We start from the raw sequence: 14949 nt of genomic DNA, 5'->3' as shown, positions 1-14949 counted from the left end.
ATGCAGTACGGTGGTGCCATGCCTCCCACAACACCGTTTTCCGCACCGGGCGAAGAGACCGTATCCCGGCGATTTGCCAGCGGCCGCCAATTCGAAATCCGCCGCGGCGACGCGCTCGCCGTTGTCACCGAGCTCGCTGCCGGCTTGCGCCTGTTCAGCCGCGACGGCGTCCAGTTCACGGAAAGCTACGGTGACGATCAACTCCCGCCTGGCGCCACCGGAATCACCTTGGCGCCGTGGGCTAATCGGGTCGAGGATGGGGTCTGGTACCTCGATGGGAAGAAACAGCAGCTGGACATCACGGAGGTGTCCCGCAACAACGCCAGCCATGGGCTCCTGCGCAACTCGTCGTACGCCCTCGTGGCGGAGGACGAATTCTCCGTGACCCTCGAAGCAATGATCTTCCCGCAGCACGGCTACCCGTTCCTGGCCCGCCACCAGGTCCGGTACGGGATTGATGCCGGGCTCGCGCTGAGGGTATCCCAAACGCTCATTAATGATTCGGCGGCTCCCGCACCGTTCGTGCTGGGGGCGCACCCTTATCTGCGTGTTGGAGACGTTCCCCCGGAAGAAACGGTGCTGACGGTTCACGCGGGTACGCGGCTCGTTGCTGACCAACGGCTCATCCCGCGCAGCTCGGCGCCGGTCGACCGTGATTTTGATCTCGGTGACGGCAGGACTGTGGGTAGCCTGGATATCGATGTCGCGTTCAAGGACCTGGAGTTCGACGGCGGCGTTGCCCGCCACACTCTGTCAGCGCCTGACGGGCGGAGCGTCACCTTGGAACAGGACGAGAACTGCGCGTACGTCCATGTTTTCGTCACTGATACCTTTCCCGGCCGTTCGAAAGCGGTGGCGATCGAACCTATGACGGGTCCGGCGAACGCCTTCAACTCCGGTGAGGGCCTCCGTTGGCTTGAACCAGGGGAGGCCTTCACTATGAAGTGGGGAATTGTGGGCGCGCTGTAGTTGGGTTTCCCATCCGGCACGCCCTGGGGAATTATGGGGGCATGACGCCAGCACAGGACGCCACGCCAGGAACTGCCCCAGTTTCAGCTGGGCTCAGACCGCTCTCGGAGCGCCACATTGCACAGGACATCCCCTACGGGGTCCGGATTGCCGCCGCCTGGGCATGGCGGGTGGGACTGATCATGTTGGTCGCGGGGGCCCTCATCTGGTTGTTGGGGAAGGTCAGTTTCCTGATCATCCCGCTCATGGTCGCCTCCCTTCTTTCGGGCTTGCTCTACCCCGTCACCGTGTGGCTCAGGAAGCTCAAGATGCCGCAAGGTGCGGCTGTCGCCATCACGGTGGTGGGGTTCCTTGGAGTCATTGCGGGTGCCTTGGCCCTGGTGGGCAGGCAACTGGCCGAGGGATTCGGCGAGCTGTGGCAGGAAGCGCTCGCCGGCATCCAGCAAATACAGGCCTGGCTTGCCGAAGGGCCGCTGCATCTGACCGCGGACCAGATCGACAAGTACATCCAGGACGCCACTTCGGCCCTGCAGAACAACAGCAGCAGTATTCTCAGCGGGGCCCTGTCGTTTGGCAGCACCGCCGGACATTTTGCCGCAGGCATGGTCCTTGCCCTCTTCATCCTCATCTTTTTCCTTCTGGAGGGATCCAGGATCTGGCGATTCATCGTCGGGCTCCTGCCCCGGACCGCCCGTGCAGCCGCCGACGGCGCGGGCCGGCGCGGTTGGTCGTCCATGGTCAGTTACGTGCGTATCCAGATGTTCGTGGCGTTCGTGGACGCCTTCGGCATCGGCGTCGGTGCCGCGATCATCCAGGTTCCCCTCGCCTTGCCCCTGGCTGTCCTGGTGTTCATCGGCTCATTCATCCCCGTGGTGGGCGCGCTCGTGACGGGAGCCATCGCAGTGCTTCTGGCCCTGGTGGCCAACGGCCCGGTCAACGCCCTCATCATGCTGGGCATCGTGCTTTTGGTGCAGCAGCTCGAAAGCCACATCCTCCAGCCGCTTGTCATGGGCAAGGCCGTATCCCTGCACCCGGTAGCCGTGATCCTGTCTGTCGCCGCTGGTTCCTACCTTGCTGGAATCCCGGGAGCGCTCTTTGCCGTTCCACTCCTTGCCGTAGCAAATACGGCGATTCGCTATATTGCCGCCCGGACGTGGGAACATGATGAAGGACTGACGACGGCGTACGCTGGCGCGGGGACCGCAACACGGGACTCCGATGGGGATCCCACCATCAAGGAAATCCACCTTCCCGCAGCTATGACCGGCGCGCGGTCCAAGAGCGGCAAAGGTGCCGCCAGCCAGAACGCGGCTGCGGAACGGACATCCCCCAAGGATGCCGCAGACCACCCCAACAAAGGAGAATAACCCGTGAATACCCTCGATACACTGCCCGTCACGCTGGACGATGTCCTTAAGGCGCGGGAGCTGCTCGAGGGCATTATTACCAAGACGCCCATCGAGTCCTCGCGGGCTCTGGGAGCGATGGTAGGCGGCGAGGTCTTCTTCAAATGCGAGAACCTCCAACGGGCTGGTTCCTTCAAGGTCCGCGGAGCTTACGTTCGGATGGCCCGTCTGTCTCCCGAGGAAAAAAAGCGCGGCGTCGTCGCGGCTTCGGCAGGCAACCACGCTCAAGGAGTTGCGGTTGCGGCGAAAAGCCTGGGAATCAAGGCGCGCATCTACATGCCGCTCGGCGTCGCGCTTCCGAAGCTCGCCGCGACCCGCAGCCATGGAGCCGAAGTGGTCCTCCACGGACACAACGTGGACGAGGCCCTCGCCGAAGCGCAGCGCTACGCGAATGAGACCGGCGCCGTCTTCGTCCACCCGTTCGACAACGTTGACGTCGTGGCTGGCCAAGGCACCGTCGGGCTCGAAATCCTGGACCAGGTCCCCAACGTCGACACCATCCTCATGGGAGTGGGCGGCGGCGGCCTGCTCGCCGGTGTGGCAGTGGCCGTCAAGGCAAGGGCCAAGGAGCTGGGCCGGGAAATCCGGATCATCGGCGTGCAGGCTGAGAATGCCGCCGCCTACCCGCCGTCGCTGGCTGCCGATGCCTTGGTGCCGCTCAAGAAGGTTTCCACCATGGCGGACGGCATCGCCGTCGGACGCCCTGGCCAGCTGCCGTTCAGCATCATCCGCGAACTCGTGGACGACGTCGTCACTGTCAGCGAGGACTCCTTGGCGCGGGCACTCATCTTCCTGCTGGAGCGGGCCAAGATGGTGGTTGAGCCGGCCGGCGCGGTGGGCGTCGCTGCGCTCATGGATGGCAAGATCGAAAACCCGGGAACCACTGCAGTCATCCTCTCCGGCGGCAACATCGACCCCATGCTGATGCTCAAGGTGATCCAGCGCGGCCTCTCGGCGGCCGGGCGCTATATGACGGTCCGCATGATGCTGGATGACCGGCCGGGTTCGTTGGCCACGATCGCCCGTATCATCGCCGAAAACGATGCCAACGTGACCGGCTTGGACCACACCCGGGTGGGCGGCGCGATCAGCATGGGCGACGTCTCCATCACCGTCAACTTGGAAACCAAAGGTCACGAGCACAGCGAACAGGTCCTCGCTGCCCTTCGCGCCGAAGGCTTCCACCCGATCGTGGTGCACTGACGGGCAGCTAATCATGGCGCTCTACACCAACGGAGACGGGCCGACGCCGGCAAAGGACTCCCTGGCCACTCGAGCCCGGGGCGGGTTGCTGTTCATGGGTGGCTTCGTGGTGCTGTTGGCGGTGATCGAGGTGGTCAACGCGTTGATGTCGCATAGCCTCAACAGCACGTTCGGGCTGCGTCCGCGGAACATCGACGGGGTTTTCGACATCCTGACGTTTCCCCTGCTCCACGCCAACTTCGGCCACCTCCTGTCCAATGCGCTGCCGCTGGTCATCTTCGGTTTCCTGGTGTTTCTCTCCGGTCTCCGGGTGTTCCTCACGGCATTGGCGTTCAGCTGGCTGGGTTCAGGCCTCGCGGTGTGGCTGATCGGCGGGGGAGGCGTGACCGTGGGCGCCTCGGGACTGGTCTTCGGGCTTTTCGCCTTCCTCCTGGTGCGCGGATTCTTCAACCGCAGCTGGTGGCAGATCCTGCTCTCCGTGGTGTTATTCCTGGCCTATGGCAGCATCTTGTTCGGCGTGCTGCCCACCATGATGGGTTTCGTCTCGTGGCAAGCGCACCTCGGCGGGGCCATCGGGGGAGTGGTGGCCGCAGTACTGCTGCGCCCGCGCCCGCGTGCCCTGGCGCAGCCCAACTGACTCGCATTAGGTGTCGTTAAGAGGCGTCTTAACGACAACAACTGCGAGTCAGTTGGGGGAAACAACGACGCCGGCCCTCCCGCGAAGGGAGGGCCGGCGTCGTTCTTTGCAGGACTGTTAGCCAGCGAACGGCTTGGCGGAAACAATCTCCACCGGGATTTCCTTGCCGTTGGGGGCGACGTAGCTGATCTTGTCGCCCTCCTTGTGGCCCATGATCGCCACGCCCAGCGGAGACTTTTCGCTGAAGACGTTGAGATCGGAATCGCCGGCGATTTCACGGGATCCGAGCAGGAAGGTTTCTTCGTCACCGGCGATGCGTGCGACGACGAGCATGCCGGGCTCGACGATTCCGTCATCGGCCGGAGCTTCGCCAACCTGGGCGTCGCGCAGGAGCACGGTCAGCTGGCGGATGCGGGCCTCGATCTTGCCCTGCTCTTCCTTGGCGGCGTGGTAGCCGCCGTTTTCCTTGAGGTCGCCTTCCTGACGGGCGGCTTCGATCTTCTGTACGATCTCCGCACGGCCAGGGCCGGAAAGGTGGTCCAGCTCTGCCTTCAAGCGGTCAAATGCGTCCTGGGTAAGCCAAGCTGCAGGCGCGCTGTTGGTGGTCGACACGGACTTCTCCTTATGGATCTGACAAGCAAAGACCCCGCCGGTGCAGGCCACTCGTGGAACTCAGCAACCAACTCAGCGGGGTTAAGGTATTGATCTAGTGTAGTCAATCCTGTGGACAAACCCAAGCTCGCTGAGTCGCGGGTCACACCTCTGTTATTTGGCGGCGTCCACAATCCAGCAGTTGTCCACGACGGCAGACACGGCCGCGGACTCGGTGTGCAGGATAGTCCTTTGGACAGTTGTCTGGCCGCCGTCGGCGCCGTCTTTGGGGGCATTCGGACCGATTTGAACGACTTTCCAGCCGACCACCGCGAACTTGGAGTCCATGGCCTTGACGGCGCATTTTGCCGTGGCATCAGGGTTCTTGGTGACCTGGAAATCGACCTCGGACTGAGTGACGTCGGTGGCGCTGTAGCCGAGGTCCTTGTAGGACACTGACGATTGTGAGGAAGACGTGGTGACCCATGCCAGGAACCCGATACCGAGGATGAGTGCGGCGATCACGATGTTGCGTTTGGTTTTCCCGCCGAAGGCGTGCTTTTGGCTGCCGTAGCGATTGGCTAGGCTGGTAGTTGCCGGCAGCGCCGTGCCCGATGGGTCCTCCGAAGTCACCCACCTAGTTTAGTGGGCTTCCGGCACCTCGCTGCACACAGCGGAAACGCCTGAGCAGCAACCAGCCATCAGCAAGCCCCAGAAGAGCATTACCCGGAAAGAGGAACCGTACCGGATGAGCACATCCAGCAGCCCCGACACGCAGCTCCGGCTGCTCGCCGTCCACGCGCATCCGGACGACGAGTCAAGCAAGGGCGCGGCAACCATGGCGATGTACGCGGCTTCCGGCGTCGAGGTCATGGTGGCCACGTGCACTGACGGTTCCCGGGGCGACATCCAGAATCCTGCCATGGAGTCCGCTCCGCACCCGAAGCGGGATATGGCGGGCGCGCGTCGGCTTGAAATGAATAAGGCGGCCGCCGTTCTGGGAATCAAACAGCGGTGGTTGGGTTTCGTGGATTCCGGGCTGCCCGAGGGCGACCCCTTGCCGGCCCTGCCTGAGGGCTGCTTCGCGCTTCAGCCTCTGGAGCGGGCAGCGGCACCGCTTGTCCGGCTGGTCCGTGAATTCAAGCCGCACGTCGTGGTGAGCTACGACGAAAACGGGGGCTACCCCCATCCGGACCACATCATGGCCCACAAGGTTGCCGTCGAAGCCTTCCACGCTGCCGGAGACCCGACGCGCTACCCCGGGACAGGCGAAAGCTGGGAGCCCAGCAAGCTGTATTACGATCGCGCCTTCAGCCCTGACCGTTTCCGTGCCTTGCATTTCGCCCTCGAAGAGGCCGGCCTGCAATCGCCCTACGCGGAGCGATTGGCTGCCTGGCTCGAAGCCGATGCGGAAGGCCATACTCCGCCGAGGCCTATCCACCAGACCACCACGCAGGTGGATTGCGGGGACTATTTCGAGGCCCGTGACGATGCCCTCCGGGCGCACCGGACCCAGGTCGATCCGCTTGGCTTCTTTTTCGCTGTGTCCCCGGAGATGCAGCGCAGGGCCTGGCCGTGGGAAGACTACACGTTGGTCGACTCCAGGATCCCGGCCGAACTGCCGGAAAAGGACCTGTTCGCAGGGCTAAGATAGGATCGCCGGCGATTTCTATCACGCGTAGAAGTCGCCAACCGGCTGGAAACTCCCATAGAAGGTTTGAACCGTGCACTACTTTCTCATCGCCCTGGCCACGACTCCGTCGCCTACCCCGACCCCGTCGCTGCGCCCTGGCCTGTCGGAAGACCAGGTGACGCCTGGAACCTGGGGCTTCGTCCTGACTGCCTTCATCGTGGTGCTTACGACCTTCCTGATCGTGGACATGGTCCGTCGGATCCGTCGGGTCCGCTACCGTGCCCAGGTTGAAGAAGCCCAGCTGGCCGCCAATGGCGGAGGCACCAATGGCGACGTCGTCCCGGGCAGGCCGGGTCCGGAAGACTCCGACGGCGATGCCGGCTCCGGAGCCCGCTGACCCGGGCACCACCCGGGAATGGCCGGGGGCATCCAATGCCCTCGGCTCCGAACCGTCCGCTTATCTGCGCCAACACGCCCACAATCCCGTGCACTGGCGGCCGTTTGGGGACGAAGCATTTGCCTTCGCGGCTGCCCGGGATGTTCCCGTCTTTCTTTCCATTGGCTACGCTGCGTGCCATTGGTGCCACGTCATGGCCCACGAGTCCTTCGAAGACCAGGACACCGCTGACTACCTGAACGCCCACTTCGTGGCCATCAAGGTGGACCGCGAGGAACGCCCGGACGTGGATTCGGTCTATATGGCAGCCACCCAAGCGATCAGCGGCGAGGGCGGTTGGCCGATGTCCGTTTTCCTGACACCCGAGGGTTTGGCCTTCCATGCGGGCACCTATTTCCCGCCGTTCCCCCAGCCCGGGCGGCCGTCCTTCCGGCAGGTGCTTGAGGCGGTCCACGAGGCGTGGCTGGAACGCCGCGACGCCGTCGAGCAGAATGCCCGCGGGCTCGCCGCCGGCATGGCCGATGCCCAACTCGCCACGGCAGTGTCCCTGGACCGGCCACCTGAAGTCATCCACAGAAGCATGCTGTCGGAAGCAGTGCGCGTTCTCGCCCGTTCGGAAGACCCCGACGGCGGTGGCTTCGGCGGCGCTCCCAAGTTCCCGCCGTCGGCGGTCCTTGAGTTCTTGATCCGGCACGCTGCGGTGCCGTCTGACACGTCCGACGCCGCCCGCGACATGGCCGGGCGTACGCTCGCCGCGATGGCGCGTTCCGCTCTGTGCGACCAGCTCGACGGCGGCTTCGCCCGGTACTCGGTGACCGCCGATTGGTCCGTGCCGCATTTCGAGAAAATGCTCTATGACAATGCCCAGCTTCTGCGCGCCTACGTCCATTGGGTCCGGCTGCGCGGCGACTGGGTCCTGCCGGCAGGCGAGGCGGCGCAGGTAGCTTCGCGGGCGGCGGACTGGATGCTGGATTCGCTCGGCATGGGGGATTCCGCAGCGCCGGACGGGCTCGCGTCCTCGCTTGACGCCGATACCGTCGTGGACGGAGTGCATCACGAAGGGGCGTCCTACCTGTGGACCCCTGAAAGCCTCGACGCCGTGCTGGGCCCAGGGGATGCCGCGGCCGTGGCAAGGCTGATGAATATCGGGGCATCGGGCACGGTCTCGGCGCTTGGCTCTCCGTTGCATCCCGGGCGCCAACTGACCGGGGCGGAATCGCGGTTGTGGAACCGCGTCCGGCCCGACCTGCGTGCCGCACGTTCCGCGCGCCCCCAGCCGGCCCGGGACGACAAAGTAGTGGCAGGCTGGAACGGCCTGGCCATCGCAGCGCTCGCCGAAGCCGGTGCGGTCCTGGACAGACCGGAACTGATCGCCGCGGCGGAAAGCGTGGCCGCGTACTTAGTGCGGGTGCATTGGCGCCCGGCGACCGGGTCCGGTGCGTCCAAACCCGGTGTGCCTAGTTCCGGTGCGCAGGTGCTGATCAGGGTCTCGCACGATGGCGTTGCGCGAGGGATCAGCGGCCTCTTGGAAGATTATGCGTTTTGCGCCGAAGGCTTCCTGGCTCTCTACGCGGTGACCGGCCACCGGCGCTGGTACGGGTTCGCGGAGGAATTGATTCGCGGAGCCTGCGTCCGCTTCGTGGTGGACGGCAGGTTGTCGGATTCCGTGGGAGAGTCGGCCCAGGTCTTCAACGCACAGGGGCAGCACCCGGGGTTGGACCCCTTCGACAATGCGGCGCCCAGCGGGGCGGCTGCCTTTGCCGGGGTGCTGCTGAGCTACGCTGCGTATTCGGGTTCGCACGAGCACAGGGCCATGGCAAGCAACATCCTGTCCCTCCTGCCTCCGATCGCGGGCCGGGCACCGAGGGGGGCGGGATGGCTGCTTGCGACTGCCCAGGCGGCCGTGGCCGGCCCCGTAGAGGCCGCGGTATCCGGCCCCGCTGGTCGGAAGCAGCGGGAACTCCACCGCGCCTTGTTGGCCTCTCCGAGCCCGGGGATGGTGGTGGCCGTGCAGGGCGAGGAATCCGGAGAAGAGGGGCCCGTCAAAGAAGGAGCCGACGACGGCGCGCTGCCGGAGATCGGGGTCATGGAACCGGAGGTGCCACTGCTGGAGGCCCGAACGGCCGCTGCGGACGGCTCGCCCCAGGTGTACCTATGCCGGGGGATGGTCTGTGACTTGCCGCTTGGCTCGGTCGAGGAACTCGAGCAGCGTCTTGTGGCGATGACGGAGAACTGACTGGTTTCGGGGCGCCCTGGGCGGTACAGCTAGCTGCGCACCGCGATCATGATTGCGGCAAAATGCGCCGCGAACGCCAGCACTGTCAGGGCGTGGAAGAGCTCATGGAAGCCGAAGTTCGTGGGGCTGAAGTTTGGCTTCTTGATCCCGTAGAAAACCGCGCCGGCGATGTAAAGGGCTCCGCCCACGCAGATCAGGACCGCGGCCGGGGCATTTGCCGCGAAAAACTCAGGCAAATAGAACAACGCGCCACATCCTAGTGCCACGTAGATGGGCACGTAGAGCCAACGGGGAGCGCCGGTCCAGAGGACCCGGAACAACACTCCTAGCAGCGCCCCGGACCAAATGACCCACAGCAGGAGCACCGCCTTGGGGCGCTCCAGCAGCGACCACGCCAAGGGCGTATAGCTGCCTGCGATCACCAACATGATGTTGGTGTGGTCTAGTCGCTTGAGGACCATTCTGGTCTTCGGCTCCCAGTCGCCGCGATGGTAGACCGCGGACACGCCGAAGAGCAGTACGCCTGTGAAAGCGTAGATGGCCGAAGCGATCTTCCGGTCTGCCGTAGGTGCCAGCGTCACCAGGGCGATCCCTGCCGCGACGGCGAACGGCGTGGCCACAGCATGTATCCAGCCGCGCCACCTTGGCTTGATTGTGAGCAGCTCCGACATCGTTTAAGCGTAACCCGCGTCCGGAAAAGTTACTGCCGAGTAATGAGCTATTCAATCGAGTTTCAAGACTCCGGTGTGCCGGTGGCCCAGCTTGGGAAGGTAGCCTTGGTGGTGCACCTTCGGCCGCGCTCCGGAGGTGGTGATGGTTGTTTGACTAAGGGCGGCTGCCCGCCCGGCCAGCCGTCGTCGTCGTCGTGTCGCTTTTCAGTTGCCGTTCAAAGGAAGTCAGGTGAGTGTCCGGATGGAGTGGCCCGGCTTCCTCTACGGCTTCTACGAGCGCAAGCTGCTCCGATCGCTCGAGCAGGACAAGATTCCCCGGCACATCGGCGTGATGGTGGATGGCAATCGCCGCTGGGCGCGACAATTCAACGCGCCCACCAGCGAAGGCCACCAAGCAGGGGCGGACAAGATCCACGAGTTCCTGGGGTGGTGCCAGGAACTTGGAGTCAAAGTCGTCACGTTGTACATGCTGTCAACGGACAACATGAGCCGCTCAGGCGAAGAGCTCGAACTATTGATGGGCATCATCGCCAACACCCTGGATCGGCTGGACGAGGACGCCGACATCTCAGTCCACGCCATGGGTGCCCCCGAGCTCCTGCCGGACTATCTCGCCGAGCGGCTCAACAAGCTCACGGCCCGCACTCCGATCCGCGAGCGGCTGCACGTTAACGTGGCCGTCGGGTACGGCGGACGGCGCGAGATCGTCGACGCCGTCCGGGAACTGCTGCACGACGCCGTCGCGCATGGTCGCGACATAGGCGAGCTGGCCGATGAACTATCAGTGGACGACATCTCACGGTTCCTCTACACGCGAGGCCAGCCCGACCCCGATCTGGTGATCCGCACATCAGGTGAGCAGCGCTTGTCCGGCTTCCTCATGTGGCAAAGCGCCTACAGTGAGTTCTACTTTTGCGAGGCACTCTGGCCTGCGTTCCGCAAGATCGATTTCCTACGGGCCCTGCGGGACTATGCGGGCCGCCAGCGCCGCTTCGGTTCTTGACGCAGCGTCTTGCCCGTGAGCTCCCGTTTACGGGAAGTTCACATTTTGTCTACACGAATCGCCGTTTGCGCTCACCGGAAATGTAATGGCACAGGAATACGTTAATCCCATCAGTAGGCAAACCGCCTGCTGATCGGGGAGGCCAGTAGATGGAGCGAATCATCGCACCAGTTACGTGGGGGGCCGCGCCCGGCCTTCCGGCCGAGCCGCCTCACGAATAAGCCGGGTTCGCCCGGGGCTGGAGTCGATGTGGCTATTTCTGAGCAACTGCCCGTAGTCGTTTCCGACGGGGAAAGTTCAGCTACCTCTCGCACCAAGCGGGCCAAAAACGGTCGGGCTGCGAAGTCCGACACCCTGACTGGCCGAAGCTATGTGATTGACACTTCCGTATTGCTTTCCGATCCGCACGCCCTGTTGCGCTTCGCGGAGCACGAAGTCATTGTCCCGATCGTGGTCATCACCGAATTGGAGGGCAAACGCCACGATCCCGAGTTGGGCTACTTCGCCCGCAAAGCGCTCAGGCTCCTGGATGACCTGCGCATTGAGCATGGCGGGTTGAATCAACCCATCCCGATCGGATCCGACGGCGGCACACTGCGAGTCGAGATGAACCACGTCTCCACCGAAGTCCTGCCTGCAGGATTCCGGGGCGCGGACAACGACAGCCGTATTCTGGCCGTCGCGAAAAATCTCGCCAACGAAGGCCACAACGTCACGGTTGTCTCCAAAGACCTCCCCATGCGCGTCAAGGCCTCTGCCATGGGGCTGTTCGCGGACGAATACCGCAACGAACTCGTCAAGGACTCCGGCTGGACCGGCATGGCAGAGATCGAGGCCAGCGAGGACGAAATCACCACCCTCTACGGCCACGAACCGGTCTTCATTCCGGCCGCGGCCGAACTGCCGGTCAACACCGGCCTGGTGCTGCTCTCGAACCGGGGCTCGGCCTTGGGACGTGTTGGCGCGGACAAGCAGGTACGCGTGGTCAAGGGTGACCGTGATGTCTTCGGACTGCACGGCCGTTCAGCGGAGCAACGGCTTGCCATTGATCTGCTCATGGACCCCAGCGTCGGAATCGTCTCGATCGGCGGCCGGGCAGGCACTGGAAAGTCAGCCCTCGCCTTGTGTGCCGGACTCGAGGCAGTCCTGGAACGCAGGGAACACCGCAAAGTGATCGTTTTCCGGCCGCTGTACGCGGTTGGCGGGCAGGAACTTGGTTACCTGCCTGGTTCCGAGGCAGAGAAGATGAACCCCTGGGCGCAGGCGGTCTTCGACACCCTCGGTGCACTCGTCAGCCAGGAAGTCGTGGAAGAAGTCATGGACCGGGGCATGCTCGAGGTTATGCCGCTGACCCATATCCGCGGACGCTCCCTCCACGACGCCTTCGTGATCGTGGACGAGGCCCAGTCGCTTGAAAAGAACGTGCTCCTCACAGTGATGAGCCGTATCGGCCAGAACTCCAAGATCGTCCTGACCCACGACGTCGCCCAGCGGGACAACTTGCGCGTCGGTCGGCACGACGGCGTTGCCGCCGTCGTCGAGACCCTCAAGGGCCACCCGCTGTTCGGCCACATCACCCTGACCCGCTCCGAGCGCTCGCCGATCGCCGCGCTCGTGACGGAACTTCTTGAAGGGGCGGAAATCTAGGTTCCATCGCAGCGCGTAGGGCGGTGGCCGGGTTCGCCGGGCCACGGCCCTACGCCATCCGTGCGTCTGCGTCTGTCACCGACGCTCGCTCACTTTTGTCGCGTTTTCGGCGGACGCTCGCTCAGATACGTCGGCGTTCCGGCGGACGCTCGCTCACTTTTGTCGCGTTTTCGGCGGACGCTCGCTCATAGGGTTTCCGACGCGCAAATGATGTGAGTGAGGGTCCGCGTTTTCGGCCTGATATGCGAGCGAGGGTCCGGGATTTTGACGACATAGGTGAGCGAGCGTTCCTGCCGACGCCTTAGGCGCGACCATCCCCGGCGACCGCTCTCAGGCGCGGGGGCCGATGTCCCAGCTGATGTGCTTCCTGACATCCGTGAGGTTCATCGATTCGGCGAGGAACAGATCGTCCAGCATGTATTCGTCCACCCCCAGGATCCGCATCCAATGCCCCTGACCGGTGGTGTCGCCGTCGAGCGATTGACTCGAAACGCACACGCCCGTTCCTGAGTCCACCCGCAAGAGCGTGCGTCCGGGAAAACAGAGGGGCTTGGCCGCATCCGACGCCACGTAACTGTGTCCCGGCGTCGCGATGGTTTCCAGTGCCGGACGTCCCTCGTGGTCGACTTCCCGGATGGGACCGAGGGCCACGCGGTTTGATCCGGGGAATTCCATGGGAACCGGCGCGTTTCCCGCGAGTTCCACGGGATCCAAGGCGGCAGCCAGCCGTCCATTGCCGAAGGACGGCTCACCGTACGCGGCCTCGGGGCGCCGGCGGACCAAACCTCCGGAGTCGTACACAGGGGTCACCAAATGCGCCGGCAAGAGCCAAGATTTGCGCTTGGAACCAAGGTATGACCCATCGCGGGAGTCGTTAATGCCAGTGGTGCTGTGCAGAAGTGTGCCATCCAGGGTTTCGAGTCGAAGCGCTCCCGGCCGGCGCAGCCAGGCGCGCACAGTGTCTCCTGCGTTGCCCGGCAGCTCCAGGTATTCGAACCTCAGGCTGGTCCATTTCCACGGGGAGGAACGGCAGAGGTTTCGGAAGATGGAGGACATGTCGGCGTCCGGACTGCCTTGGATTTCTGCACTGTAGCGCCCCATATCCACAGTCTAAGGGTGTGCGACCGGCGCGCGTTTCAGAAACCCGATAGCATCCGAGGGTGATCCGACGACTTGGCGAATTATGGGGGACCAGTTTCCCGGCCTTCTGGCTGCTACTCGCAGCATGCGTGTACTTTGCGATCATGGCTGCCCGCCTCACAGTCATCGACGTCCGCCACCACCTGCTGCCCAACCGGATCGTGTTCCCCTCCTACGCCATCGCGGGAGTGTTGTTGCTCGGCGCAGCGATCGCCTTCGCTCTTTCGGGCGGGAACCTTTCCGGCGCGGCAGGGAACGTGCCCGACGGCGGCGCTTCCTTCCTCGGGGTTCCCGCCTTGGGAATCGTGGCCGGGGGAGTGTCGCTGTGGCTTTTCTACTTCGTCCTGCGTTTGGTGTATCCGCCGGGGATGGGCTTCGGCGACGTCAAACTGGCCGGAGTTCTGGGCCTGTACCTTGGTTATCTCGGCTGGGCGCACGTCTTCGCGGGAACGTTTGCGGCGTTCGTCTTCGGTGGCCTGTGGAGTCTTGGAGTCCTGGCGGCCCGTCGCGGGACGCTCAAATCAGCCATACCTTTCGGGCCCTTCATGCTGGCCGGTGCCGCGGCCGCGATGCTCGCCCTGCCCGCCTAAGGACGGCCTCCCAGGCGGCGCGAAGGCACCCGCCCGAACAGTCCCGGCTGCTGTCATTCGGGCGTCCCCGGTGGGATACTCGCCCTACTGGCGGATCCGATCCGGAAGCGGAGGCAATGCTCTTGCTGGTGTTATCTGTTCCAATGAAGGCGGGCTAAGGCAGTGGCGGTCCCGGAATTCATCCTGCAAATCCGCGAGAAGATCGGCAACGACCCGCTGTGGCTGCCTGGCGTGCGCGGCGTGGTGTTGGACGACGAGAACCGGGTCCTTCTGTGCCAACGGGCGGATAACCGCCGTTGGACCTTGATCACGGGAATGCTCGAACCAGGGGAGCACCCTGCCCCCGGATTGATCCGGGAGATCTTCGAAGAGACCGCCGTCGTGGCGGAAACTGAGCGGATCCTGGCCGTAGGGGTGATCGGCCCGGTCACCTACCCCAACGGGGATGTCTGCGACTTCCTGGATATCGCCTTCAAATGCCGCTACGTATCCGGAGACGCCCGCGTCAACGACGACGAATCAATCGCGGTCGGCTGGTTTGCCCTCGACGAGTTGCCTGAGATCAGTGCCGGGCACCGCGAAACCATCCGGCTTGCGCTGGAACCGGGCACCGCCGTCGCGTATCAGCGCGATTGACGGGCCGCCAGGATCGCCCGGGCGCCGAAGACACATGCGGCCGCACCGCAAAGAATGGCGCCGGCAACGGTCCACCATTCTCCCCGGGCAAAGGCCATTGAGACGGCCATAAGGCCGAAAAGCACGGCCCCCAGGCCCCAGCGGACCGCCGGGTTGATGTTCGCTGATTCATCGGGCTCTGGACTCATTG

The 14949-nt window shown here is 64.1% G+C and carries 16 protein-coding genes; 11 read left to right on the top strand and 5 right to left on the bottom strand.

Going from position 1 to position 14949, the window contains the following annotated elements; translation table 11 throughout:
- The first annotated feature begins 18 nt into the window (after positions 1-18).
- The 4 genes from HNP00_RS04680 to HNP00_RS04665 are packed head-to-tail and all read left to right on the top strand — an operon-like array spanning position 19 to position 4215.
- A complete protein-coding gene (locus HNP00_RS04680) occupies positions 19-969 on the top strand; it encodes an aldose 1-epimerase family protein (protein WP_260404758.1) in 951 nt (316 codons plus the stop codon).
- Between the two features lie 41 nt (positions 970-1010).
- Positions 1011-2336, top strand: a complete 1326-nt coding sequence (locus tag HNP00_RS04675) for an AI-2E family transporter (protein WP_184736443.1) — start codon at positions 1011-1013, stop codon at positions 2334-2336.
- A gap of 3 nt (positions 2337-2339) precedes the next feature.
- Positions 2340-3578 (top strand): threonine ammonia-lyase, encoded by a 1239-nt coding sequence (gene ilvA, locus HNP00_RS04670; RefSeq protein WP_184736441.1) that lies wholly within the window; start codon positions 2340-2342, stop codon positions 3576-3578.
- 13 nt (positions 3579-3591) lie between these two features.
- Entirely contained in the window at positions 3592-4215 is a 624-nt protein-coding gene (locus tag HNP00_RS04665) for a rhomboid family intramembrane serine protease (protein WP_184736439.1), read from the top strand.
- 117 nt (positions 4216-4332) lie between these two features.
- Here the strand turns inward: HNP00_RS04665 and greA are convergent, their stop codons facing one another.
- Both greA and HNP00_RS04655 read right to left on the bottom strand, forming a co-directional pair.
- On the bottom strand, positions 4333-4827 hold the full coding sequence (gene greA, locus HNP00_RS04660; RefSeq protein ID WP_184736437.1) for a transcription elongation factor GreA: 495 nt from the start codon (positions 4825-4827) through the stop codon (positions 4333-4335).
- Positions 4828-4980: 153 nt separating this feature from the next.
- The gene (locus HNP00_RS04655; protein ID WP_184736435.1) at positions 4981-5439 is read right to left on the bottom strand and encodes a DUF4307 domain-containing protein; all 459 of its coding nucleotides are present in this window, start codon (positions 5437-5439) and stop codon (positions 4981-4983) included.
- Between the two features lie 115 nt (positions 5440-5554).
- Between HNP00_RS04655 and mca the strand changes: the two genes are divergently transcribed.
- The 3 genes from mca to HNP00_RS04640 all read left to right on the top strand — a co-directional run bounded on the left by mca (position 5555) and on the right by HNP00_RS04640 (position 9072).
- Positions 5555-6460 carry a mycothiol conjugate amidase Mca gene (mca, locus tag HNP00_RS04650; protein ID WP_184736433.1) on the top strand — a complete coding sequence of 302 codons (906 nt, stop codon included), beginning with the start codon at positions 5555-5557 and terminating at the stop codon, positions 6458-6460.
- Positions 6461-6530: 70 nt separating this feature from the next.
- Complete coding sequence (locus HNP00_RS04645; protein WP_184736431.1) at positions 6531-6836, top strand: hypothetical protein; 306 nt, start codon at positions 6531-6533, stop codon at positions 6834-6836.
- Positions 6766-9072: a thioredoxin domain-containing protein gene (locus tag HNP00_RS04640; RefSeq protein WP_395893778.1), complete on the top strand. Its 2307-nt coding sequence runs from the start codon at positions 6766-6768 to the stop codon at positions 9070-9072. The genes HNP00_RS04645 and HNP00_RS04640 overlap by 71 nt, the downstream gene beginning before the upstream one ends.
- A 29-nt stretch (positions 9073-9101) precedes the next feature.
- Here the strand turns inward: HNP00_RS04640 and HNP00_RS04635 are convergent, their stop codons facing one another.
- Positions 9102-9743, bottom strand: coding sequence for a hemolysin III family protein (locus HNP00_RS04635; protein ID WP_184736426.1), 642 nt, complete (start codon positions 9741-9743; stop codon positions 9102-9104).
- A 241-nt stretch (positions 9744-9984) separates the two neighbouring features.
- On the opposite strand from HNP00_RS04635, the gene HNP00_RS04630 reads away from it, so the two are divergent.
- Positions 9985-10746 carry an isoprenyl transferase gene (locus HNP00_RS04630; RefSeq protein ID WP_184736744.1) on the top strand — a complete coding sequence of 254 codons (762 nt, stop codon included), beginning with the start codon at positions 9985-9987 and terminating at the stop codon, positions 10744-10746.
- A gap of 354 nt (positions 10747-11100) precedes the next feature.
- A complete protein-coding gene (locus tag HNP00_RS04625) occupies positions 11101-12393 on the top strand; it encodes a PhoH family protein (RefSeq protein ID WP_395893783.1) in 1293 nt (430 codons plus the stop codon).
- Positions 12394-12723: 330 nt separating this feature from the next.
- Here the strand turns inward: HNP00_RS04625 and HNP00_RS04620 are convergent, their stop codons facing one another.
- Complete coding sequence (locus HNP00_RS04620) at positions 12724-13494, bottom strand: hypothetical protein (protein WP_184736422.1); 771 nt, start codon at positions 13492-13494, stop codon at positions 12724-12726.
- 59 nt (positions 13495-13553) lie between these two features.
- Here HNP00_RS04620 and HNP00_RS04615 point away from each other — a divergent pair, with 59 nt between their 5' ends.
- Positions 13554-14123: an A24 family peptidase gene (locus HNP00_RS04615; protein ID WP_184736420.1), complete on the top strand. Its 570-nt coding sequence runs from the start codon at positions 13554-13556 to the stop codon at positions 14121-14123.
- Positions 14124-14285: 162 nt separating this feature from the next.
- Positions 14286-14759, top strand: coding sequence for an NUDIX domain-containing protein (locus HNP00_RS04610; RefSeq protein WP_184736418.1), 474 nt, complete (start codon positions 14286-14288; stop codon positions 14757-14759).
- On the opposite strand, the gene HNP00_RS04605 is transcribed toward HNP00_RS04610, so the two are convergent.
- Positions 14747-14947 (bottom strand): hypothetical protein, encoded by a 201-nt coding sequence (locus HNP00_RS04605; RefSeq protein ID WP_184736416.1) that lies wholly within the window; start codon positions 14945-14947, stop codon positions 14747-14749. The genes HNP00_RS04610 and HNP00_RS04605 overlap by 13 nt on opposite strands.
- Positions 14948-14949 lie beyond the last annotated feature (2 nt).

It is taken from the genome of Arthrobacter sp. AZCC_0090, assembly GCF_014207375.1.
In the GTDB taxonomy this organism is placed as follows: Bacteria; Actinomycetota; Actinomycetes; order Actinomycetales; family Micrococcaceae; genus Arthrobacter.
The sequence above is the reverse complement of the archived record's forward strand: the minus strand, read 5'-3'. Positions and strand labels throughout refer to the sequence as shown.

Coding starts and splice junctions, on each gene's coding strand:
- HNP00_RS04680 (WP_260404758.1), top strand. CDS start 19: ATGCCTCCCACAACACCGTTTTCCGCACCGGGCGAAGAGACCGTATCC.
- HNP00_RS04675 (WP_184736443.1), top strand. CDS start 1,011: ATGACGCCAGCACAGGACGCCACGCCAGGAACTGCCCCAGTTTCAGCT.
- HNP00_RS04665 (WP_184736439.1), top strand. CDS start 3,592: ATGGCGCTCTACACCAACGGAGACGGGCCGACGCCGGCAAAGGACTCC.
- mca (WP_184736433.1), top strand. CDS start 5,555: ATGAGCACATCCAGCAGCCCCGACACGCAGCTCCGGCTGCTCGCCGTC.
- HNP00_RS04640 (WP_395893778.1), top strand. CDS start 6,766: ATGGCGACGTCGTCCCGGGCAGGCCGGGTCCGGAAGACTCCGACGGCG.
- HNP00_RS04635 (WP_184736426.1), bottom strand. CDS start 9,743: ATGTCGGAGCTGCTCACAATCAAGCCAAGGTGGCGCGGCTGGATACAT.
- HNP00_RS04630 (WP_184736744.1), top strand. CDS start 9,985: ATGGAGTGGCCCGGCTTCCTCTACGGCTTCTACGAGCGCAAGCTGCTC.
- HNP00_RS04620 (WP_184736422.1), bottom strand. CDS start 13,494: ATGGGGCGCTACAGTGCAGAAATCCAAGGCAGTCCGGACGCCGACATG.
- HNP00_RS04605 (WP_184736416.1), bottom strand. CDS start 14,947: ATGAGTCCAGAGCCCGATGAATCAGCGAACATCAACCCGGCGGTCCGC.